This is a genomic window from Brevundimonas sp. DS20, from assembly GCF_001310255.1.
GTDB lineage: Bacteria > Pseudomonadota > Alphaproteobacteria > Caulobacterales > Caulobacteraceae > Brevundimonas > Brevundimonas aurantiaca.
The window spans coordinates 3409860-3430662 of record NZ_CP012897.1 but is presented as its reverse complement, the minus strand read 5'-3'; the positions used below and the strand labels follow the sequence as shown (position 1 = coordinate 3430662).

General features: G+C 67.9%; 17 protein-coding genes. 13 read left to right on the top strand and 4 right to left on the bottom strand.

Annotated features, from left to right (window positions below; all coding sequences use genetic code 11):
- Positions 1 to 46: 46 nt before the first annotated feature.
- The 8 genes from JL11_RS16835 (at position 47) to JL11_RS16800 (ending at position 9645) form a co-directional block, all read left to right on the top strand.
- Entirely contained in the window at positions 47 to 1582 is a 1536-nt protein-coding gene (locus tag JL11_RS16835) for a trypsin-like peptidase domain-containing protein (RefSeq protein ID WP_054766680.1), read from the top strand.
- 500 nt (positions 1583 to 2082) lie between these two features.
- Positions 2083 to 2754, top strand: coding sequence for a response regulator transcription factor (locus JL11_RS16830; protein ID WP_054766679.1), 672 nt, complete (start codon positions 2083 to 2085; stop codon positions 2752 to 2754).
- Between the two features lie 151 nt (positions 2755 to 2905).
- On the top strand, positions 2906 to 4309 hold the full coding sequence (locus JL11_RS16825; protein WP_054766678.1) for a sensor histidine kinase: 1404 nt from the start codon (positions 2906 to 2908) through the stop codon (positions 4307 to 4309).
- A 148-nt stretch (positions 4310 to 4457) separates the two neighbouring features.
- On the top strand, positions 4458 to 7382 hold the full coding sequence (locus JL11_RS16820; protein ID WP_054766677.1) for a bifunctional [glutamine synthetase] adenylyltransferase/[glutamine synthetase]-adenylyl-L-tyrosine phosphorylase: 2925 nt from the start codon (positions 4458 to 4460) through the stop codon (positions 7380 to 7382).
- A 48-nt stretch (positions 7383 to 7430) separates the two neighbouring features.
- On the top strand, positions 7431 to 8069 hold the full coding sequence (locus JL11_RS16815) for a hypothetical protein (RefSeq protein ID WP_054767049.1): 639 nt from the start codon (positions 7431 to 7433) through the stop codon (positions 8067 to 8069).
- Between the two features lie 66 nt (positions 8070 to 8135).
- Positions 8136 to 8720, top strand: a complete 585-nt coding sequence (locus tag JL11_RS16810; RefSeq protein ID WP_054766676.1) for an RNA polymerase sigma factor — start codon at positions 8136 to 8138, stop codon at positions 8718 to 8720.
- On the top strand, positions 8717 to 9127 hold the full coding sequence (locus JL11_RS16805) for a hypothetical protein (RefSeq protein WP_054766675.1): 411 nt from the start codon (positions 8717 to 8719) through the stop codon (positions 9125 to 9127). The genes JL11_RS16810 and JL11_RS16805 overlap by 4 nt, the downstream gene beginning before the upstream one ends.
- Complete coding sequence (locus JL11_RS16800) at positions 9124 to 9645, top strand: periplasmic heavy metal sensor (protein WP_054766674.1); 522 nt, start codon at positions 9124 to 9126, stop codon at positions 9643 to 9645. Before JL11_RS16805 ends, JL11_RS16800 begins: the two co-directional genes overlap by 4 nt.
- Before the next feature lie 2 nt (positions 9646 to 9647).
- Here JL11_RS16800 and JL11_RS16795 read toward each other — a convergent pair whose 3' ends face one another.
- The gene (locus tag JL11_RS16795) at positions 9648 to 10325 is read right to left on the bottom strand and encodes a bifunctional 4-hydroxy-2-oxoglutarate aldolase/2-dehydro-3-deoxy-phosphogluconate aldolase (RefSeq protein WP_054766673.1); all 678 of its coding nucleotides are present in this window, start codon (positions 10323 to 10325) and stop codon (positions 9648 to 9650) included.
- Between the two features lie 218 nt (positions 10326 to 10543).
- On the opposite strand from JL11_RS16795, the gene JL11_RS16790 reads away from it, so the two are divergent.
- Entirely contained in the window at positions 10544 to 10801 is a 258-nt protein-coding gene (locus JL11_RS16790; protein ID WP_054766672.1) for an Lrp/AsnC ligand binding domain-containing protein, read from the top strand.
- Here the strand turns inward: JL11_RS16790 and JL11_RS16785 are convergent.
- Entirely contained in the window at positions 10798 to 11310 is a 513-nt protein-coding gene (locus JL11_RS16785; protein ID WP_054766671.1) for a hypothetical protein, read from the bottom strand. The two genes, JL11_RS16790 and JL11_RS16785, sit on opposite strands and share 4 nt — an antisense overlap.
- 143 nt (positions 11311 to 11453) lie before the next feature.
- Between JL11_RS16785 and JL11_RS16780 the strand changes: the two genes are divergently transcribed.
- Both JL11_RS16780 and JL11_RS16775 read left to right on the top strand, forming a co-directional pair.
- Entirely contained in the window at positions 11454 to 12638 is a 1185-nt protein-coding gene (locus JL11_RS16780) for an acyl-CoA dehydrogenase family protein (protein WP_054766670.1), read from the top strand.
- Between the two features lie 85 nt (positions 12639 to 12723).
- Positions 12724 to 13842 carry an acyl-CoA dehydrogenase family protein gene (locus JL11_RS16775; RefSeq protein WP_054766669.1) on the top strand — a complete coding sequence of 373 codons (1119 nt, stop codon included), beginning with the start codon at positions 12724 to 12726 and terminating at the stop codon, positions 13840 to 13842.
- A gap of 9 nt (positions 13843 to 13851) precedes the next feature.
- Here JL11_RS16775 and lepA read toward each other — a convergent pair whose 3' ends face one another.
- A complete protein-coding gene (lepA, locus tag JL11_RS16770) occupies positions 13852 to 15660 on the bottom strand; it encodes a translation elongation factor 4 (protein WP_054766668.1) in 1809 nt (602 codons plus the stop codon).
- Between the two features lie 200 nt (positions 15661 to 15860).
- Between lepA and JL11_RS16765 the strand changes: the two genes are divergently transcribed.
- Both JL11_RS16765 and JL11_RS16760 read left to right on the top strand, forming a co-directional pair.
- Entirely contained in the window at positions 15861 to 16991 is a 1131-nt protein-coding gene (locus tag JL11_RS16765; protein WP_054766667.1) for an efflux RND transporter periplasmic adaptor subunit, read from the top strand.
- Positions 16992 to 17003: 12 nt separating this feature from the next.
- On the top strand, positions 17004 to 20207 hold the full coding sequence (locus JL11_RS16760; protein ID WP_054766666.1) for an efflux RND transporter permease subunit: 3204 nt from the start codon (positions 17004 to 17006) through the stop codon (positions 20205 to 20207).
- A gap of 235 nt (positions 20208 to 20442) precedes the next feature.
- On the opposite strand, the gene JL11_RS18280 is transcribed toward JL11_RS16760, so the two are convergent.
- Positions 20443 to 20616, bottom strand: a complete 174-nt coding sequence (locus tag JL11_RS18280; RefSeq protein WP_227976119.1) for a DUF6289 family protein — start codon at positions 20614 to 20616, stop codon at positions 20443 to 20445.
- Positions 20617 to 20803: the final 187 nt, after the last annotated feature.

Sequence of the window (20803 nt, the reverse complement as noted above, 5' to 3'; positions counted from 1 at the left end):
AAGAGCGAGACGGGGCGCGGCCCCGACAGAGGATCGCAAGAACAAGATGCTGAAGCGCAAAGAGTTCATTCTCGGGGCCTTGGCCGGCCTGACCCTGGCGGCGGGAGCGACGGCGGGCGGGATCGTCACCTGGCCCGGCGCCCACGCCGACCCCCAGGCCGTCAACCGGATCACCCCCGTCCCCGCCAACGGCGACCGCTTCTCGCCTCCGCCCGGCGCGCCCAACAGCTTCGCTGACATCTTCGACCAGGTCGCCCCGGCCGTCGTCCAGATCGACGTGACGGTCAAGGTGGATCAGCCCCAGGGCGGCGCCTTCCAAATCCCCGGCCTGCCGTTCCAGTTCGTCCCGCCCCAGGGCCGCAGCGACGGCGAAGACGCCGAACCCCGCACCACCCAGGGCGCCGGTTCGGGCTTCTTCATCTCGCAGGACGGTTTCATCGTCACCAACAACCACGTCGTCGCCGACGCCACCGAGATCAAGGTCAAGATGTCGGACGGCCGCGAACTGCCCGCGCGTCTGGTGGGGCGCGATGAGGCCACCGATCTGGCCGTGATCAAGGTCGATGGCGACAACTTCAAATACGTCAGCTTTGAAGAAACGGCCGAACCCCGCGTGGGCGACTGGGTGATCGCTGTGGGCAACCCCTTCGGGCTGGGCGGCACGGCGACGGCGGGGATTGTCTCTGCGAAAGCCCGCAGCTTGCCGGATGCCTCTTCAGCATACACCGATTTTCTGCAGATCGACGCCGCCATCAATCGCGGGAACTCGGGCGGGCCGACCTTTGATGTCTACGGTCGCGTTATTGGTGTCAACTCCGTCATTCTGTCTCCAACTGGCTCGTCAGTCGGCATAGGCTTCGCGATTCCGGCGGAAATCGCTAAGCAGATCACGTCGCGCTTGATGCGTGGGGAGGTGATTGAGAGAGGCTATCTCGGCGTGAAAATCAGTACGCCAACCACCGAGGAGTTGGGTGCTTTGGGGCTGAAAGCCGACCAGAAGGGCGCCCTCGTTGCTGAGGTTACCCCTGAAGGTCCGGCCGACAAGGCTGGCCTCAGGTTCAGCGATCTTGTCGTCTCGCTGAATGGCGAGGTGATTGATTCATCGACGAAGCTGACGCGCTTAGTTGGCGCGGCTAAGCCGGGAGACACGCTTCGGATGGAGGTGCTGCGTGACGGTCGCCGACAAACGATCACGGCACGATCCGGTACCCGCCCTTCTGAGACGGAACTGAACAGCGAAAACGGCCTCGGCCAAGGCGGAGCCGCTCCGAACGATCCTTCGGGAGCTTCGGCCACAGTCGAAGGTCTAAACTTGACTCCTCTCACTCCAGCCCTGCGCCAACGTCTGGGCGCGCCGGCCTCCGTCGAAGGTTTGGCGATTATGGGTGTTGAAACCGGTGTCGATGCCCGCCTTGGGCAAGGGGTCGTGGTCCAGCAGGTTCAGAATACGCCCGTAAGAACCGTGGACGACTTCCGAAACGCCGTAGCTTCGGTGAAAGCGTCTGGCCGATCCGGAGCTTATCTCCTGATCTGGGTTCGGGGTCAGGGCAACGTACCCTATGTGCTGACTTTCAAAAAATAGAGCACGAAACAGCCCGCCATCATTTCTGATGGCGGGCTGTTCACTTTTAGAAATCACGCTTGAATGATCTCGTCGTCGTATAAATATACGATCTGGCAGTCTAAAAATGGCGCCCCATCTGGGTAGTGATTGGTTATGCAGACCATAACCGTCCGCACGGAGGTGGGTTGGTGAGACGGCGCTGTCGGTGATGCGAGGGCGGACGAACCTATGGCTGACGACAACAAGCTCAAAGCAATCAGTGTTCTCTTCACGTTTGATCTCCCAGGTCGAATGCCAAGTGGCGCTCAGTTGGTTCGCGTTTTAGTCGTTCAGTCGTCAACTTGAAACTGTATTCCGCTTCGTCAATTTTTGTTGACCGAGGAGATGGCTGCGTCGAGCTTCCCGCCCGAAGATCGAACTGTCCAAGAACTGATCGGTAATCTGACCAAGCCGTAACTCACTGAATCGCCGCCGATGCGCTACCATCGGCGGCGATTTTGATTCCGGGAGGGGTTTCGATGCGGATTCTGGTGGTCGAGGACGACGCCGAGGCGGCGACGGCCATGGTGCGCGGCCTGACCGAGGCCGGCCATGAGGTGACCCATGCCGTGGACGGCGCCTTCGGCCTGCTGGAGTCGCAAAAGGGCGGCTATGACGTCTATGTGGTCGACCGGATGATGCCGCGTCTCGACGGCGTCGGCATGGTCGAGACGGTCAGGAAGGGCGGGGACCAGACTCCGGTCCTCTTCCTGTCGGCCCTGGGCGAAGTCGAGGACCGGGTCACCGGCCTGAAGGCCGGCGCCGACGACTATCTGGTCAAGCCCTACGCCTTCGCCGAGCTGATCGCGCGGGTCGAGGCCCTGGCGCGGCGCCGCGAGACCGGCGGGGTCCAGACCGTGCTGAAGGTCGGCGATCTGGAGATGAATCTGATCGCCCGCACGGTTCATCGCGGAACCACAGAGATCGACCTCCAACCGCGCGAGTTCCAACTGCTGGAGTTCCTGATGCGCCACGCCGGCCAGTCGGTGACGCGCACCATGCTGCTGGAGAAGGTGTGGGAATACCATTTCGACCCCCAGACCAACGTCATCGACGTCCACATCAGCCGCCTCCGCTCCAAGATCGACAAGGGTTTCGACAAGGCCATGCTTCAGACGGTTCGCGGCGCGGGGTATCGGTTGGAGGCGTGACGTTCGGAGTGGCGAGTGGTTAGTGGCGAGTGGCGAGAATGATTGAGGCTGGCGACCGAGCGGCGACTTATGGTCAGGCCCCGCGGAAGCCTCTGTCTGTCCCTGCGCTTGCTCGCCACTCGCCACGCGTCACTCGCCACTAACAAGCCCCATGCGCCTTCCCTCCCTCCTTCGCCGCACGCCCTTTCGGCTGACGCTGCTGTTCCTGGCCCTGTTCGTGGCGGCGGCGGGGGCGATCCTGGCCTATGTCTATTTCGCCTCGGCCTCGGAGGCGCAAGGTCGCGCCCAGGCGGAGGTGGAGGCCGAGCGGGCGGCCCTGACCGCCGTCTATCGCACCCGCGGCCTCGACGCCCTGAACCAGGCCCTGGTCGAGCGCGCCATCCGCGCCGGCCCCTATCTGTATGTGCTGAAGGGGGCGGACGGAAAGATCATCACCGCCAACATCTCCGACGTGCCCGAGGGGGTCGATACGGGCGACTGGGAGCCCTTCCGCCTGACCGACACCGACGCCGAGGGCCGGGTGCGGCGGCGCCAGTCGATCGGCATCGACACCCGGCTGGCGGGCGGCGAACATCTGTTCGTCGGGGCCGACATCGGCGACGTCGAGGACTATCTGGCCCGCCTGACCCAGGCCCTGTGGGGCGCCATGGGTCTGGTCATCCTGCTGGGCCTGGCGGGCGGCCTCTACATCAGCCGCCGGGTCGAAAGCGCCATGGCCGGGCTGAACCGGGTCGTCTCAGCCGTGCAGGAGGGGGATCTGAAGGTCCGCGCCCCGATCCGCCATTCCGGCGACGAGCTTGACGAACTCAGCCAGGGGCTGAACCTGATGCTGGATCGGCTGGAGGCGTCCATGGCCTCCATCCGCCACGCCGGCGACGCCATCGCCCACGACTTGCGCTCGCCCCTGACGCGGATGCGGGCCAAGCTGGAGGTGGCGCTGATCGACGCCGAGGCGGGCCAGATCGACGGGGTAGACGCCCTGGGCGTGGCCCTGGACGAGGCGGACCATCTGCTGAAGACCTTCAACACCGTGCTCGCCATCGCCCGGCTGCAATCGGGCGGGGCGCCGGACCCCCAGCGGATGGACGCCGCCGCCCTGGCCGCCGACATGGCCGAACTGTACGAACCGGCGGCCGAGGACAAGGACATCGACTTCTCGGCCGAGATCGAGACCGGCCTGATGATCGAGGGCAACCAGCCCTTCCTGGCCCAGGCCCTGGCCAATCTGATCGACAACGCCATCAAATACACGCCCTCCGGCGGGGCGGTGAAGCTGCGGGCGCGGCGGCGGTCGTCCGGCGAGATCGAATATTCGGTCACCGACACCGGCCCCGGCGTGCCGGAGGAGGACCGCGAACGGGTGGTCCAACGTTTCGTGCGGCTGGACAACAGCCGCACCGAGCCGGGCTCGGGTCTGGGCCTGTCTCTGGTCACGGCTGTGGCCGAGGCGCACGGCGGCCGGGTGGTGCTGGACGAAGGCCCCGGCGCCTATGAGGGTTACGGGCCGGGTCTTCGCGTGGCCCTGGTTCTGCCGCCGGCCTCGGCCTCGACCTGATCTCCCCTAATTTCCGCTCATCCCGGCGAAAGCCGGGACCCAGTTCTTTGGGCGTTCAGGCTTGTGAGTGTGTCTTGGATCGTGGTCCAACGCATTGCCGAGCGAAAGCACTGGGTCCCGGCTTTCGCCGGGATGAGCGGATGATTTGATGCCCGAAACCAAAACCTCAGTTCCGTTGGCGCATAGCCTCGTCCCCGCCGGTCCCGTCGCCGACCCCGCCGCCGCCGAACGCCTGCACGAAACCCTGTTCGAGGCCGCCGCATCCGAGGGCTGGGCCGACACTCTGGACGCGGCCTGGCCGGCCCTGGCGCCGGTGGCGGGGGCCTCGCCCTATCTCGCCGGCCTGATGCGGCGTCGCCCCGCCCATCTGCGCCGCCTGCTGGAGACCAATCCGACCTCGGGCCTGATCCGCATCCTCGCCGACACCGACGCCCTGAACGCCGAACCCGATGAGGTCCGCGCGCCTCTGCGGGTGCTGAAGGCCGATCTGCACCTGCTGACGGCCCTGGCTGACCTCGGCGGGGTCTGGGACCTGGATCAAGTCACCGGCGCCCTGTCCGGCTTCGCCGACGCCGTCTGCCGCGCCGCCCTGCGCGCCGTCGCCGCCGAGCAGCGGGCGAGGGGGCGGCTGGTCTCGCCGCCCGACGATCCGCGCGGGCCCATCCCTGGCCTGTTCGGCCTGGCCATGGGCAAGCACGGCGCGCACGAGCTGAACTATTCGTCCGACATCGACATCTCCCTCTTCTTCGAGCCGCGCCTGATGGGCCTGGCCCTGCGCGAGGGCGAGGAGATGCAGGACTTCGCCAATCGCGTCGGCAAGGGGATCGCCGGCCTGCTGAGCGAACGCACCGCCGACGGCTATGTCTTCCGCGTCGACCTGCGGCTGCGGCCCGATCCGTCCTCCACCCCGCCGGTGGTCGCCGCCCCCATGGCCCTGGCCTATTACGAGAGCGTCGGCCAGAACTGGGAAAGGGCGGCCTTCATCAAGGCCCGGCCCGTGCTGGGCGATCCCCGCGCCGCCGCCCGCTTCGTCAAGGCCCTGCGGCCCTTCGTCTGGCGCCGCAGCCTGGACTACGCCGCCGTTCTGGACATTCAGTCGATCAAGAAACAGATCCACGTCCACAAGACGGGCGAGGGGCTTCAGGCCGCCGGCGCCAATCTGAAACTGGGTCGGGGCGGCATCCGCGAGATCGAATTCTACGCCCAGACCCAGCAGCTGATCCTGGCGGGACGCGACCCGGACCTGAGGGCGCCGCGCACCCTGGCCGCCCTGACCGCCTTGGCCGAGGCCGACCATATTCCGACCGCGGTCGCCGAGGAGATGTCGGCCGCCTATGTCGAACTGCGCGGGCTGGAACACCGGGTCCAGATGCTGGACGACGAACAGACCCACCGCCTGCCCGAGAGCCCCCAGGCGCGCGCCGCCGTCGCCGCCCTGGCCGGCTGGGCCGATCTGGCCGCCTTCGACGCCCATGTCGAAGCGCTGCTGGGGCGGGTCAACGCCCGCTACGGCGAGCTGTTCGAAGGCGGGGAAGACCTGGATTCCAGCTACGGCAGCCTGGTCTTCACTGGGGTGGAGAACGATCCAGAGACCCTTCTGACCCTGGGCCGCATGGGGTTTTCCGAGGCGGCCTCGGTCGCCGACACCATCCGGTCCTGGCACCACGGCCGCATTCCCGCGACCCGGACCGAGCGGGGCCGCGAACTGTTCACCCGCCTGGCGCCGCGCCTGCTGGAGGCCCTGGCGCGCACGGGCGCGCCGGACGAGGCCTTTCGCCGGTTCGCCGTCTTCTTTTCGGGCCTGGCCGCCGGGGTTCAGGTTCAGGCCCTGTTCCTGAACCAGCCCAAATTGTTCGAAATGGTGCTGGGGGTCATGGCCTTCGCGCCGCGCCTGGCCCGCACCCTGGGCCGTCAGCCTGCGGCCCTGGACGGGATTCTGGACGCCCGCTTCCTGGCCGACCTGTCCGACGACACCGGCCTGGGCGAACAGATGCTGCGCGAGGCGGGAGAGGCGGAGGATTTCGAAGGGGCGATGAACGCCGTGCGGCGCCTGCACCGCGAACAGATGTTCCGCATCGGCCTGCACGCCATGACCGGCCGCGCGGGGGCCGAGGCCGCCGGCCGGGCCTATGCCGATCTGGCCGACGCCGCCATGCGTATCCTGGCCCCTGCCGCCCTGGTCGAGGCGGAACGGCTGGGCGGCGCCTTTCCCGGCGCGGTCGCCGTGGTGGCCCTGGGCAAGGCCGGGTCGCGCGAGATGACGGCCGGGTCGGACCTGGACCTGATGACCCTCTACGACGCCCCGCCCGAGGCCGTGTCCGAGGCCAAGGGCTGGACCGCCGACGTCTTCTACGCCCGCTTCACCCAGAGGCTGATCGCGGCCCTTTCGGCCCATACGGCCGAGGGCGGCCTGTATGAGGTGGACATGCGGTTGCGGCCCACCGGGTCCAAGGGCCCGGTCTCGGTGCGGCTGTCCGCCTTCGACGACTATTACGCCGCCGAGGCCGAGACCTGGGAGTTCATGGTCCTGACCCGCGCGCGCGTGGTCTGGGCCAGCGACCCGGCCTTCGCCGAGCGGGTGTCGGCGGGGATCGAGGCGGCGCTGCGGCGGCCCCGGCCGGGCGTCGATGTGGCGGCGGATGTGCGCCGGATGCGCGCCCTGATGGATCGGGAACGCCGTCCGCACGGCTTCTGGGACCTGAAACTCTCGCCGGGCGGCCAGGTGGACGCCGAGTTCGCCGCCCAGTACCGCCAGCTTCAGGCTGCGGCGGCGGGCGAGCCCTTGACCCTGTCGACGCTTCAGGCCCTCGGGCAAGACCCGATCCTGGCCGAGGCCTGGCGCATCCAGCAGCGACTGGCCCAGCTCCTGGCGGCCGCCTTCGAAGGCCGGGTCGATCCCGAGGCCGAGCCGGCGGTCTTTCAGCAGCGGCTGGCCGAGGCGGCGGGGGCGCCCAACTTCGAGAGCCTGAAGACCCGGCTGACGGACCTGCGCGCCCAAGCGCGTCGGGCCTTCGAGCAGGCGGTTCCGGCCGGTCGCGACGGAGAATCGCCGGACCCGCGTTCAACCTCCTGACGGGGCGACGAAAAGGCCGTGCTTGCCACGGCCCAGGAGAAGATCGAGATGAGAACAACCTTGCTGACCGGCCTCGGCGTCATCGCCTTGGCGGGCCTGGCCGGCGCCGCCACGGCCCAGACGCCGCCCCCGGCCGCTGCGCCGACGGCGGCGCATTCGGGCCCCCACGCCGAACGCCCCCATCATCGACGCGGTGAAGCCCGTCGCGCCGGTCCGGTGACGCGGGCCGAATTCGTGGATCAGCACATCGCGCGCTTGACCGCCTTGGACGCCGATCGTGACGGCGTGGTCAGCGTCGCCGAGCGCGAGGCCGCCGTTCAGGCCCGGCGCGCCCGGCACGCGGATTCGCGCTTCGCCAAGCTGGATGCGAACGGCGACGGCGCGGTCAGCCGCGCCGAGTTCGAGGCCGCCCGCGCGGCGCGCGGCGAGGCCGGCGGTCGTCGCGAACGGGCGGGTCGCGGCGACGGACCTCGTCGCGGCAAGGACGGCGCCCATCGCCAGGCCGGTCCGGTGACGATTTCGGACGTCGCCGCCAAACTGGGCGAACGGTTCGACACGATGGACGCCGATCACGACGGCGTTGTCACCCCCGAGGAACGCCGTGCGGCCGCCCAGGCCCACCGCGCCGAACGGCGTCAGGCCCGCTCCGCGCAACAACCGGCTTCCCCGCCGGCCGGTTCGGCGTAAGAACAGTGTCGGGGTCGGCCGTCGCGCGCGAATCGGTCCCTTTCGTCCGGATCGGAAGAGGCAGGCTTGGTCGCGATCATCGACCCCGACGAGGATCTGGTGCGCCGCGTGGGTCAGGGCGATCCGGCGGCGGCCCAGGCGCTCGTCGCGCGCAAACTGCCGCGCATCCTGGCCTTGGCGCAGCGGATGCTGGGCGATGCGGTCGAGGCCGAGGACGTGGCTCAGGAAACGATGTTTAAGGCGTGGAAACAGGCGCCCCGGTGGACGCCGGGCCAGGCGCGGTTCGACACCTGGCTGCACCGGGTGGCGCTGAACCTCTGTTACGATCGGCTGCGGCGTCGTCGCGAGATTCCGACGCACACGCCCCCCGACCGTCCCGACGAGGGACCGGCCCCGGATCGGGGTCTGATGGCGGCCGAAACGGGCTTGCGGGTCGGACAGGCGTTGAGCCGCCTGCCGGATCGGCAGCGCGAGGCGGTGGTCCTGTGTCATTATCAGGAACTGTCCAATATCGAGGCGGCCGCCCTGATGGAGATCAGCGTCGAGGCGCTGGAAAGTCTGTTGTCGCGCGGTCGCCGCGCATTGCGTCAGTCCTTGTCGGACCTGGCGCCCCGCGCCCCGGCTGCGGCGCTGAGAGGAGAGGCGAGATGAAGGCGCAACGGTTGCACGCCCTGGCGGAGGCTTACGGCGCCGACCTGCGTCGATGGCCGGCGTCCGAACGCGCCTTCGCCGAAAGCCTGATCGCGGCTGATCCGTCGCTGAAGGCGGTGCTCGACGAGGCGGCGGCGCTGGACGCCCTGCTGGACGCCGCGCCGGCGCCGGCGCCCTCGGCCGTCCTGACCGCGCGGGTTCTCGCCGCCGCGCCCAAGGCCAGAAGCCGTCGTTTCCATCTGGACCGGCTCGCCTTCTATCTGGGCGCCGGCTGGGCGGCGGCGGCCTGCGCCGGGGTTGTGGCGGGGGTCGGCCTGACCAGCGAACTGACCGCCAACGAGCGGGCTGATGCGGTGCTTTATCAATCCAGCCTGACCGGGGTGGACGATACGGAGGTTCTTCGATGAGCGGACGCGGGCTGAAAATCGCCCTGGCGGTCTCTGTGGCCCTGAACCTGTTCGCCCTGGCCGGCGGGGTCGCCTTCGCCGTCAGCCGGGCCAAGGTGGATCAGCACGTCGCCGAACAGCGCCAGCCCGGTCGCGCCGGCGGCTTTCGCGCCCTGGTGGCGGAGCTGAGCCCCGAAACCCGACGCGAGGTGCGCGCCCGCATGCGCGCCGTCGCCCTGTCGGCTCGTCCCGATTTCGACGCCGCGCGCGAGGCCCGCCGTCAGGCGGTCGAGGCCGCGCGCCAACCGCAGATGAATCCCGAGCGGGTCCAGGCCCTGCTGAATGACTCCCGCGCCGCCGAAATGCGCGGCCGCGCCCGTCTGGAAGGCGGCGCCATCGCCATTCTGGGCGCCCTGGACGTCGAGGACCGCCGCATCATGGCCGACATATTGGCGCGCAAGGGACCAGGCGCCGGCCGGGCCGATCGCCCGGCCGGCGAGGGGCCGCCGCCGCCCGAAGCCGGCGACGTCCCTCGCTGACCTCAGGCCTTGGAGGCGCGGAAGGCGGCGACAGCCTGAACCGCCTCGCGCACCGAGCTCTCGATGGCGGCCCAGTCGCCGGCCTTCACCGCCGCGTCCGTCACCAGTTTGGATCCCATGCCCGCCGCCACGATTCCGGCGCCGAACCATTTGGCGATTGAGGCTTCGTCGGGATCGACCCCGCCGGTCGGCATGATCTTGACCCAGGGCATCGGCCCCTTGACCGCCTTGACGAAGTCCGGCCCGCCGACCGACGAACCGGGGAACAGCTTGACGATGTCGCAGCCCAGTTCGTGCGCCTCGCCGATGTCGGTCACCGAGCCGCAGCCGGGGAAATAGGCCACCATGCGCCGGTTGCAGACCTTGGCCACGTCGGGGACCAGGCAGGGGCTGACCACGAAACGCGCGCCCCGGTTCAGATAGAGGGCCGCCGTGCCGCTGTCGACGACCGAGCCGATGCCCAGAACCACCCAAGGATCGGTCTTGATCAGTTCGCGATTGATCTCGCCGAACAGGTCGCAGGCGAAGTCGCCGCGATTGGTGAACTCCACCACCGGCGCCCCGCCGCGCGCACAGGCGCGGATGACGTTCAGGCTGACCTCGGGATCGGGATGATAGAAGACCGGGCAGACGCCCTGGGTCTGAAGCGCCTTCAGCACGCTGACGCGATCATGGGCCATGTCTCAAATCTCCGCCTGTCCGACCCGCGCCGGAACGCCTGTGTTTCCTCAACCGGTCGCCCGGCCTTCGCGCCCTGCTTATCCCAGCCGCCGCAGAAAACGAAAGCCGCGCGGTCCGGTTCGGGGCGCTGTGGCGGAACATATTGTTTCACTGGCCGTCTTCGACGCCGCGTCCAAAACCGTTTAGGAGGCGGACCAGCAATAGGAGAGCCCCCGCCATGATGACCGCCATCTTCGTCTTCATCAAAACCGAGCTGGGCTACGCCAATGAGGTGGCCGCCGACATCGTGGACCATGTGGAGAACGTGTCGGAGGTCTATTCGACCTCGGGCCAGCACGATCTGCTGGCCAAGTTCAACCTGCCGCGCGACGCCGACATCGGAACCTTCGTGACCAAACAGGTCCAGACCCGACCGCACGTCCGCGACACCTTCACCGTCATCACCTTCTCGCCCTTCCTGCCGAAGAAGGACTAGGATTTTCCGGCGCCCGCCTTTCGCTTGACGGCGTCCCTGCGCTCCTCCGCCTCGTCGTCCTCGCCGACCTTTTCCTCGACCGAGGCCGAGAACCGCTGGAAGGCGCCCAGGCCCACCAGCACCAGGACGGCCGCGATCAGCAGGGCGGTCGGATAGATCAGCTGGCTGACGTCCTCGCGCGCGGCCTTGAACACCACCACCAGGGCCTCCAGAAACAGGGCGATGACGATGGTGGACAGGAATTTCGTCAGGCTGCGCCGGGCCTCGGCGGCGCTGCGCCGCTCATTGCCGCGCCGCACCTCGTCCTCGAAGATGTATTTGGCCACGTCGAAGACGGCGATGGCGACGATGACATAGCCCAGCACGTCCAGCACCGCCTCGGCCCCCGACTGGCCGGGCGCGCGAATGGTCTCCAGCGCGTCCTTGACGCCGAAGCCGATCAGGGCGGTGGCGGCCAAAAGCAGCAGCAGGCTGGCGCCGCCGAACACCGCGCGGGTCAGATAGGTCATGGTCGCCCCCTGGGCCGCCCCCTTAGTTTCAGGACCACCAACGCGCGGGCGGCCAAGCTGTTGCCTGGGCGCAAATGACCGTAGCCAATCGAAACCCATCTGCTAACCTCCCCTCCAAAGAGGAAACGCGGGGAACACGCGACATGACCGATCTGGACGCCTTCCGCACCGAAACGCGCGCCTGGCTGGAAGAGAATTGCCCGCCCGAGGTGCGCGGTCCCATGGCCTCCGAGGCGGATACGATCTGGGGCGGGCGCGACGCCGTCTTCGCCACGCCGGGGCATAAATTGTGGCTGGAGCGGATGGGCGCGCGCGGCTGGACGGCGCCGGAATGGCCCCGCGAATACGGCGGCGGGGGCTTAAGCCGCGAAGAGGCCAAGGTGCTGGCGTCGGAGCTGCGGCGCATCAAGGCCCAGCCGGCCCTGGCCAGTTTCGGCGTCTGGATGCTGGGCCCGGCGCTTCTGGCCTTCGGGACCGAGGAACAGAAGAAGCGGTTCCTGCCCGAGATCGTGCGCGGCGAAATCCGCTGGTGCCAGGGCTATTCCGAGCCCGGCGCCGGCTCCGACCTGGCCTCGATCCAGACCAAGGCGGAAGATCGCGGCGACCACTGGATGGTCAACGGCCAGAAGATCTGGACCTCCTACGCCGACAAGGCCGACTGGATCTTCTGCCTGGTCCGCACCGATCCGGAGGCGCCCAAACATCTGGGCATCTCCTTCGTCCTGTTCGACATGAAGACGCCGGGCGTCACCACCCGGCCCATCACCCTGATCAGCGGCAAGTCCCCCTTCTGCGAAACCTTCTTCGACGATGTGCGGGTGGAGAAGGAAAACCTGGTCGGCACGCTGAACCGCGGCTGGGACGTGGCCAAATATCTTCTGGCCCATGAGCGGACCATGATCGGCGCCATGGGCGAGGTCGGCGCCGGCCGGCCCCTGGCCCAGACTGCTCTGGAGACGATCGGCGCCGACGCCGAAGGCCGGCTGGACGACCCCATGCTGCGCGCCCGGATCGCCGAGCTGGAGATCGACGCCGCCGCCTTCCGCCTGGCGATGGAGCGGGCCGGCGATCAGATGAAGGCCAAACAGGCCCATCCGGCCATCGCCTCCATGCTGAAATACTACGGCTCGGAACTGAACAAGCGCCGCCACGAACTGCGGATGGCGGCCGGCGGGATCGACGCCCTGGAATGGGAGGGCGAACGCTCGCACGGCGGCGCCGCCGCCCGCGACTGGCTGCGCACCAAGGCCAATTCCATCGAGGGCGGGACCAGCGAGATTCAGCTGAACATCATCGCCAAACACCTGCTGCAACTGCCGGGCGCCTGAGCCCCGCCGTCTCCTCCCCACGCAGTGGGGAGGGGGACCACGAAGTGGTGGAGAGGTTCTTCCGCCGCACAGCCCTGGGACCCCAATGCCCCTGATCCTGACCGAAGAACAGACGATGCTCCAGGACGCCGCCGACGGCTTCTTGGCCGAACACGCCCCGCTGGACCATCTGCGCAAACTGCGCGACGATCGCGATCCCGACGGCCTGTCGCGCGACCTGTGGCGCGGCTTCGGCGAGATGGGCTTCGCCGGCGTCCTGATCCCCGAGGCGCACGGCGGCCTCGGCCTGGGCGCCGTCGAGGCGGGGGTGATCGCTGAAAGCCTGGGGCGCGCCCTGACCCCGTCCCCCTTCATGGGCTCGGCCGTCCTGTCGGCCAAGGTGCTGAGCGACGGCGGCTCAGAGGCCCAGCAGGCCTGGCTGCCCCGTATCGCGGCCGGCGAGGCCGTCCTGTCCCTGGCGATCGACGAGGGGGCCAAACACGCGCCCAGCCGCATCGCCGCGCGCGCCGAACGGTCCGGCAACGGCTTTCGCCTGAACGGCGCCAAGGCCCTGGTGCTGGACGGCCATATCGCCGACGCCCTGATCGTGGCGGCGCGGGCGGAGGAGGGGATCACCCTCTTCCTGGTCGATCCCAAGGCGGACGGGGTCGCGGTCGAACGCACCGTCATGGTCGACGCCCACAACGCCGCCCGCGTGACGCTGAGCGACGTCGAAATCGACGCCGACGCCGTGATCGGCGCCGTCGGCGGGGGGGAGGTCCTGCTGAACCCCGCCCTGGCGCTGGGGCGCGCCTGCGCCGCCTCGACCCTGACCGGCGCCGGGGACCAGGCCTTCAAGATCACGCTTGAGTATCTGCGCACCCGCAAACAGTTCGGCCGCCTGATCGGCGAGTTCCAGGCCCTGCAACACCGCGCCGCCCATCTCTATACCGAACTGGCCTTGGCCCGCGCCGCGACCCTGGCCGCGCTCCAGGCCATCGACGCCGGCCGCGAAGACGCCGACCTTGCGGCCTCCATCGCCAAGGCCAAGGCCGGCCGCGCCGCCGAACTGGCGGTCCAGGAAGCGGTCCAGATGCACGGCGGCGTCGGCATGACCGACGCCTTCGACGTCGGCCTCTATATGAAGCGTGTCCGCGTCCTCAACGAACTCCTGGGCGACGCTCAGTTCCACACCGAACGGTTGGCGAGGAGCCAGGGGTTTTGAGGGGGGCGATCAATCCTCGTCCATCTTCAGGGCGGCGATGAAGGCTTCCTGGGGGATTTCGACCTTGCCGAACTGGCGCATGCGCTTCTTGCCGGCCTTCTGCTTCTCCAGCAGCTTCTTCTTGCGGGTGGCGTCGCCGCCGTAGCATTTGGAGGTCACGTCCTTGCGCAGGGCGCGGACGGTTTCGCGGGCGATGATCTTGCCGCCGATGGCTGCCTGGATCGGGATCTGGAACAGATGGGGCGGGATCAGCTCCTTCATCTTCTCGACCATGCCCCGGCCGCGCGTCTCGGCCCGCTGGCGGTGGACCAGCATGGACAGGGCGTCCACCGGCTCGGCGTTGACCAGGATGGACATCTTCACCAGGTCGCCGACCTTGTATTCGGTGATCTCATAGTCGAACGAGGCGTAGCCCTTGGAGATGGACTTCAGCCGGTCGTAGAAGTCGAACACCACCTCGTTCAGCGGCAGTTCGTAAACCACCATGGCGCGGCTGCCGACATAGGACAGCTCCACCTGCTGGCCGCGGCGGTCCTGGCACAGTTTGATGACGCCGCCCAGGTATTCGTCGGGGGTCAGGATGGTGGCCTTGATCCAGGGTTCGGCTATGGTGTCGATCTGCATCACGTCGGGCAGGTCGGCCGGATTGTGCAGGTCCATCTCGGAGCCGTCGCGCAGGCCGATCTTGTAGACGACCGACGGGGCGGTGGCGATCAGATCCAGGTTGAACTCGCGGCTCAGCCGCTCCTGGATGATCTCCAGGTGCAGCAGACCCAGGAAGCCGCAGCGGAAGCCGAAGCCCAGGGCGGCGCTGGATTCCATCTCATAGGTGAAGGAGGCGTCGTTCAGCCGCAGCTTGCCGATGGCGGCGCGCAGGTCCTCGAAGTCGGCGGCGTCCACGGGGAACAGGCCGCAGAAGACCACCGACTGGACCTCCTTGAACCCCTTCAGCGGTTCGGCCGTGGGGCGTTTCTCGTCGGTGATGGTGTCGCCGACGGCGGCGTGGGCCACTTCCTTGATCTGGGCGGTGATGAAGCCGACCTCGCCGGGGCCCAGCTGGTCCACCGGGGTGTTCTTGGGCAGGAAGACGCCGACCCGGTCGATCAGGTGGGTCGAGCCGTTGCGCATCATCTTGACCCGCATGCCGGTCTTCAAGACGCCGTCGAAGACGCGGACCAGGACGACGACGCCCAGATAGGGGTCGTACCAGGCGTCGACCAGCATGGCCTTCAGCGGGGCGTCGGGGTCGCCCTTGGGCGCCGGCAGGCGGGTGACGATGGCCTCCAGCACGTCCTCGATGCCCAGGCCCGACTTGGCCGAACATTCCACGGCGTCGGAGGCGTCCAGGCCGATGACGTCCTCGATCTGGGCCTTGACCCGCTCCGGCTCGGCGGCGGGCAGGTCGATCTTGTTCAGGACCGGGACGATCTCGTGATTGTTGTCGATGGCCTGATAGACGTTCGCCAGGGTCTGGGCCTCGACCCCCTGCGAGGCGTCCACCACCAGCAGCGAACCCTCGCACGCCGCCAGAGACCGGCTGACCTCATAGGCGAAGTCCACGTGGCCGGGCGTATCCATCAGGTTCAGCACATAGTCCTGGCCGTCGCGCGCCTTATAGGTCAGGCGCACCGTCTGGGCCTTGATGGTGATCCCCCGCTCCTTCTCAATTTCCATCGAGTCGAGCACCTGTTCAGACATCTCGCGCTGGGTCAGGCCGCCGGTGTGCTGGATCAGGCGGTCGGACAGGGTGGACTTGCCGTGGTCGATGTGCGCGACCACGCTGAAATTCCGGATGTTCGAGATCGGAGGAGTCGTCATCCGCGCGCCCCTAACATGCGTATTCCTTTTGGACCAGCCGCCCAGGTCCGGCGGGAACGCCCCGTCGTAGATTACACCTCTGCAATGTTGCTCGTCCGGGTTTGAGGCGGAGGCGCGGACGGGGTATTAGCCAAGCACCTTCCCGACCGGCGCGAGCCGGCGATCCGCTTCGCCTGAAACCGAGGAACTCCCCCGTGTCCATGACGACCCGAACCGCTGCCGCCCTCTGCGCCGTCGCCCTGTCGGCCCTCTTGGCGAGTTGCGGCGGGGGAGGCGAGGAGAAGAAGGCCGACACGACCGCCGGCGCGCGCCAGACCGTCACGGCCGCCACGGTGGCTTCGATCAACCTCAGCCGCACCGTCAGCGCCTCGGGCTCGGTTTCGGCCTGGGAGGAGGTGCCGGTGGCGGCCGAGACCGGCGGCCTGACGGCCGTCGCCGTCTATGTGGACGAAGGCTCCTACGTCCGTCAGGGCCAGCCCCTGGTGCAGATGAACGACGTCCTGCTGCGCGCCCAGCTGCGTCAGCAGCAGGCCCAGGTGCAGCAGGCCGAGGCCAACGTCGCCCGCGACGATGCGGCCCTGACGCGCGCCCAGCAGCTGAAGGAGCGGGGCTTCCTCAGCCAGGCGTCCCTGGACACGGCCCTGGCCAATCAGCGCAGCTCCAGCGCCAATCTGGCGGCCGCCCGCGCCGCCCTGTCGGAAACCCAGACCCGCCTCAGCCAGGCCACCATCCGCGCGCCCGTCGCCGGTCTGATCACCAGCCGCAGCGTGACCAAGGGCCAGATCATCGCTGCCGGGACCGAGCTGTTCCGCATGGTGCGCGACGGTCGGCTGGAGCTGGACGCCCAGGTGCCCGAGACCGAGCTGGCCCTGGTTCGCGCCGGTCAGTCGGCGACCGTGACCTCCAGCGAGGCCGCGCCCACGACCGGCACGGTGCGGATCGTCACGCCGCAAGTCGATCCCGCCACCCGCCTGGGTCTGGCCCGCATCTCTCTGGCCCCGGCGGCGCAACTGCGTCCGGGCATGTTCGCCCGCGCCGAGATCGCCGTCGGCGACCAGCCGGCCCTGGTCGTGCCAGGGGCGGCGATCGTCTATCGCGAAGGCAAGCCGGGCGTCTATGTGATCGGCCAGGGCGAGGCTGTGCGGTTCGCTCCCGTGACCACGGGCGCGCGCACAGGCGATCAGGTGGCCGTTCAGGGCCTTCAGGCCGGCCAGCGCGTGGTGGTTCAGGGCGCCGGCTTCCTGGGCGAGGGCGACCACGTGACGGTGGCTCCCGCGACTGCGGCTCCGGCCGCCGCCGCTCCGGCCCCTGCCGGCCAAGCCGCGCGCTAAGGAACCGGACCGATGGGTTTTCAGAACATCTCGTCCTGGTCGATCCGGAATCCCATTCCGATCGTCCTGTTGTTCGTCGTCCTGACGATCGCGGGGACGATGAGCTATTTTAAGCTCCGCACCAACAACTTCCCCGACGTCGACCTGCCGGTCGTGGCCGTCACCGTCGTCCAGTCCGGCGCGGCCCCAACGGAGATGGAGACCCAGGTCACTCGCCTGGTCGAGGACGCCGTGGCGGGGCTGGGTTCGGTCAAACACATCACCTCGGTGGTCAATGAGGGGGTGTCGACCACCTCGATCGAGTTCCAGCTGGGGGTGGACCTGGAGAAGGTGACCAATGACGTGCGCAACGCCGTCAGCGGCATTCGCCAGAACCTGCCTGCGGACGTTCAGGAGCCGATCGTCCAGCGGATCGAGTTCACCGCCATCCCCTTCGCCAACTTCGTGGTGCGGGCGCCGGGCATGAGCCCGGAGGAGCTGAGCTGGTTCGTCGACAATACGGTGGCCAAACGCCTGTTGTCGGTGCGCGGCGTCAGCCAGATCAGCCGCGACGGCGGCGTCAGCCGCGAAATCCGCATCAAGCTGGACCCTGCGCGCCTCGCCGCCTCGGGCGTCACGGCGGCCCAGGTGTCGAACCAGCTGCGCGCCTCCAACATCAACCTGCCCGGCGGGCGCGGCGAGATCGCCGGCGAAGAACAGGCTATCCGCACCGTCGGCTCGGCCCAGTCTGTCGAACAGCTGCGCGAGACCTTGATTCCGATCGGCAGCCGCAGCGTGCGCCTGGGCGACCTGGGCGAAGTCACTGACGAATGGTCCGAACCGCGCGGCCGCGCCCGGTTCAACGGCCAGGAGGTCGTCGGCTTCGGCGTCTCGCGCGCCATCGGATCGTCCGAGGTGGACGTCTATGACCGGGTCAAGGCCGAACTGGCCAAGCTGGACGCCGAACGTGCGGATGTGACCTTCGAAGAGGTCGCCAACACCACCGAAGACGTCGTCAACAACTTCCACGCCTCGGTCGAGACCCTGGTGCTGGGCGCGCTTCTGGCCATCGCCGTGGTCTTCATCTTCCTGCGGGACTGGCGGGCGACCCTGATTGCGGCGGTCGCCATGCCGCTGTCGCTGATCCCGACCTTCTGGGTCATGGATCTGACCAATCAGTCGCTGAACGTGGTGACCCTGCTGGCCCTGTCACTGACTATCGGCATCCTGGTGGATGACGCCATCGTGGAGATCGAAAACATCGTCCGACACATCCGCGACGGCAAGCCGCCCTATCCGGCGGCGATCGAGGCGGCGGACGAGATCGGCCTGGCGGTCATGGCGACGACGGCGACCCTGGTGGCGGTCTTCGCCCCGACCGGCTTCATGCCGGGCATCGTGGGTCAGTTCTTCAAGAGCTTCGCCATCGCCACCTGCGTCAGCGTGCTCTTCTCCCTGTTGGTGGCGCGAACCCTGACGCCCCTGATGGGCGCCTATCTGCTGAAGCGCGACCAGGGCAAGGAACACGGCGATCCCTTCTGGATGGGACCCTATCTGAAGGCCCTGAACTGGGCGCTCGGCGACGACTGGCGCAAACGCCGGGCCGAGCATCATTCGCAGGCCGGCTGGTTCCGCCGCAAGGTGGCGGACCGGGTGTTCGATCACCGCGTCTGGGTGCTGGGAATGGGCGTGCTGTTCTTCTTCCTGTCCATCTTCATGGCGACGCGCCTGCCGGGGGAATTCATTCCGGTGGAGGACATTTCCCGCTCCACCATCACCGTTCAGTTCCCGCCCGGCACGACCCTGTCCGAGACGGACGCGGCCGTGCAGCGGATCAATCGCGAACTGATGAAGCGGCCGGAGGTCAAGTCGGTCTATTCCTCCATCGGCTCGGCGACCACCAGCTTCGGGCCGGGCGGCGGCGGATCATCGGGCGAGGTGCGCAGCGCCAATCTGACCGTCAACCTGGTCGGACGCTGGGACCGCAAGCTGAGCCAGCAGGCGTTCGAGCGCGACATGGGTCCGACCCTGCGTCAGGTGCCGGGCGCTCGCGTCCAGTTCGGCTCCTCGGGTGGGGGCGGGGGCTCCAGCCTTCTGACCATCGCCCTGGTCGGTGACGATCCCGACGTCCTCGAGCCGGCGGCGGCCAAGGTGGAGCGGGAGATGCGCAACATCTCCGGCCTGTCGAACGTCGTCTCCTCCGCCTCTCTGGTGCGGCCCGAAATCCTGGTCACGCCGCGGGCGGACGTCGCCGCCCTGCAGGGGGTGTCCACCCAGGACATCAGCCAGGTGGCGCGCGTCGCGACCCTGGGCGACGCCGATCAGCTGCTGGCCAAGTTCAACCTGGGCGACCGTCAGGTGCCGATCCGCGTCATGCTGAAGGAGGACGCCCGCTCGGACCTGGGGGTGCTGGAGAATCTGCGGGTGCCGACCGCCTCGGGCGCCACCGTGCCCCTGTCGGCGGTGGCCGACATCACCTTCGGGGCCGGACCGAACCAGATCAACCGTCTGGACCGACTGCGCGTCGCCAACATCACCGCCGAACTCACCGGCCTGACGCTCAGCCAGGCGACCGAGGCGGTGAACGCCCTGCCTTCGATCAAGACCCTGCCCCAGGGCGTCAGCCAACAGCCGTCCGGCGACGCGGAAAGCTTCCAGGAGCTGGGCGCGGGCTTCGCCTTCGCCATCATCACCGGCATCCTGCTGATGTATGTCGTGCTGGTCCTGCTGTTCAAAAGCTTCTTCCACCCGATCACCATCCTGGCGGCGCTACCGGTGTCGTTCGGCGGCGCCTTCTTCCTGCTGCTGGTGACGGGCAAATCCCTGTCCATGCCGGCCCTGATCGGAATCATCATGCTGACCGGGATCGCGGCCAAGAACTCCATCCTGCTGGTCGACTACGCCATCATGGCGATGGAGAAGGGGATGAACCGCCACGACGCCCTGATGGACGCGGCCCACAAGCGGGCGCGGCCGATCATCATGACGACCATGGCCATGGGCCTGGGCATGCTGCCGATCGCCGCCGCGTTCGGGGAAGGCACCGCCTTCCGCTCGCCGATGGCCATCGCCGTGATCGGCGGGCTGATCACCTCCACCGCCCTGTCGCTGATGTTCGTGCCGGTGGTCTTCAGCCTGATCGACGGCCTGAAGCGCCGCATGGAAAGCCGGTTGAGCCGTCTGACCCACGGGCAGCACGGGCATGAGGAGCCGGCGGCGGAGGATCGGATCGGCTGATCCGCGTTGCGCGAGAGACTAGGCCATGGTCGCGCGGTTCTGGCGAGACCGGGGGATCCTGCTCCCATTCGAGTGTTCAACGCCGGAGCCGGAAGGAAGCCTAAAACCCGCCAAGTCCCCGCCGACGCCTTTGGTGACGTACAGCAAAAAGCCCGATCGCGAGATCGGGCTTCTGCGCTGGGATCAAATACCAACCTTGTTCTGGCGTGCAGCAGAGATCCGATGATGGGCTCAGTCAGGGATTTGGATCGCGGTCGTCATCACACGGTTCAGTCGTGGTGACCGCAAACTCGGTCTGGATGCCAGATCGGTAAACACGCTGGTCGCAGTGCCTAATTACGTATCCAACTTGGGAAGACAACGTAGCATCGCTATAATATATCGTTTCGGTAGTCCAAGTTTGAGCCATTGCAGGTCCGGATATTGTGGCGCTACAAATGGCGAAACCCAGAGTGGTGTAAACAAGCCGCTTCTTTAGGAATGAATACATTGCGGTATCCTATTCAAGCATTGAAAACAACCGAGGTTTGCATAATGTGCGGCTCAGGACAAGGAAAATCGAAGTTGGGTAGCCTCCGCATAGGGTGCCAGTCTCA

What these genes read in the sequence shown, in the direction of transcription:
- JL11_RS16835 (WP_054766680.1), top strand. Translation starts at nt 47, where the DNA reads ATGCTGAAGCGCAAAGAGTTCATTCTCGGGGCCTTGGCCGGCCTGACC.
- JL11_RS16830 (WP_054766679.1), top strand. Translation starts at nt 2,083, where the DNA reads ATGCGGATTCTGGTGGTCGAGGACGACGCCGAGGCGGCGACGGCCATG.
- JL11_RS16825 (WP_054766678.1), top strand. Translation starts at nt 2,906, where the DNA reads ATGCGCCTTCCCTCCCTCCTTCGCCGCACGCCCTTTCGGCTGACGCTG.
- JL11_RS16820 (WP_054766677.1), top strand. Translation starts at nt 4,458, where the DNA reads ATGCCCGAAACCAAAACCTCAGTTCCGTTGGCGCATAGCCTCGTCCCC.
- JL11_RS16815 (WP_054767049.1), top strand. Translation starts at nt 7,431, where the DNA reads ATGAGAACAACCTTGCTGACCGGCCTCGGCGTCATCGCCTTGGCGGGC.
- JL11_RS16805 (WP_054766675.1), top strand. Translation starts at nt 8,717, where the DNA reads ATGAAGGCGCAACGGTTGCACGCCCTGGCGGAGGCTTACGGCGCCGAC.
- JL11_RS16800 (WP_054766674.1), top strand. Translation starts at nt 9,124, where the DNA reads ATGAGCGGACGCGGGCTGAAAATCGCCCTGGCGGTCTCTGTGGCCCTG.
- JL11_RS16795 (WP_054766673.1), bottom strand. Translation starts at nt 10,325, where the DNA reads ATGGCCCATGATCGCGTCAGCGTGCTGAAGGCGCTTCAGACCCAGGGC.
- JL11_RS16790 (WP_054766672.1), top strand. Translation starts at nt 10,544, where the DNA reads ATGATGACCGCCATCTTCGTCTTCATCAAAACCGAGCTGGGCTACGCC.
- JL11_RS16785 (WP_054766671.1), bottom strand. Translation starts at nt 11,310, where the DNA reads ATGACCTATCTGACCCGCGCGGTGTTCGGCGGCGCCAGCCTGCTGCTG.
- JL11_RS16780 (WP_054766670.1), top strand. Translation starts at nt 11,454, where the DNA reads ATGACCGATCTGGACGCCTTCCGCACCGAAACGCGCGCCTGGCTGGAA.
- JL11_RS16775 (WP_054766669.1), top strand. Translation starts at nt 12,724, where the DNA reads ATGCCCCTGATCCTGACCGAAGAACAGACGATGCTCCAGGACGCCGCC.
- lepA (WP_054766668.1), bottom strand. Translation starts at nt 15,660, where the DNA reads ATGACGACTCCTCCGATCTCGAACATCCGGAATTTCAGCGTGGTCGCG.
- JL11_RS16765 (WP_054766667.1), top strand. Translation starts at nt 15,861, where the DNA reads ATGACGACCCGAACCGCTGCCGCCCTCTGCGCCGTCGCCCTGTCGGCC.
- JL11_RS16760 (WP_054766666.1), top strand. Translation starts at nt 17,004, where the DNA reads ATGGGTTTTCAGAACATCTCGTCCTGGTCGATCCGGAATCCCATTCCG.
- JL11_RS18280 (WP_227976119.1), bottom strand. Translation starts at nt 20,616, where the DNA reads ATGGCTCAAACTTGGACTACCGAAACGATATATTATAGCGATGCTACG.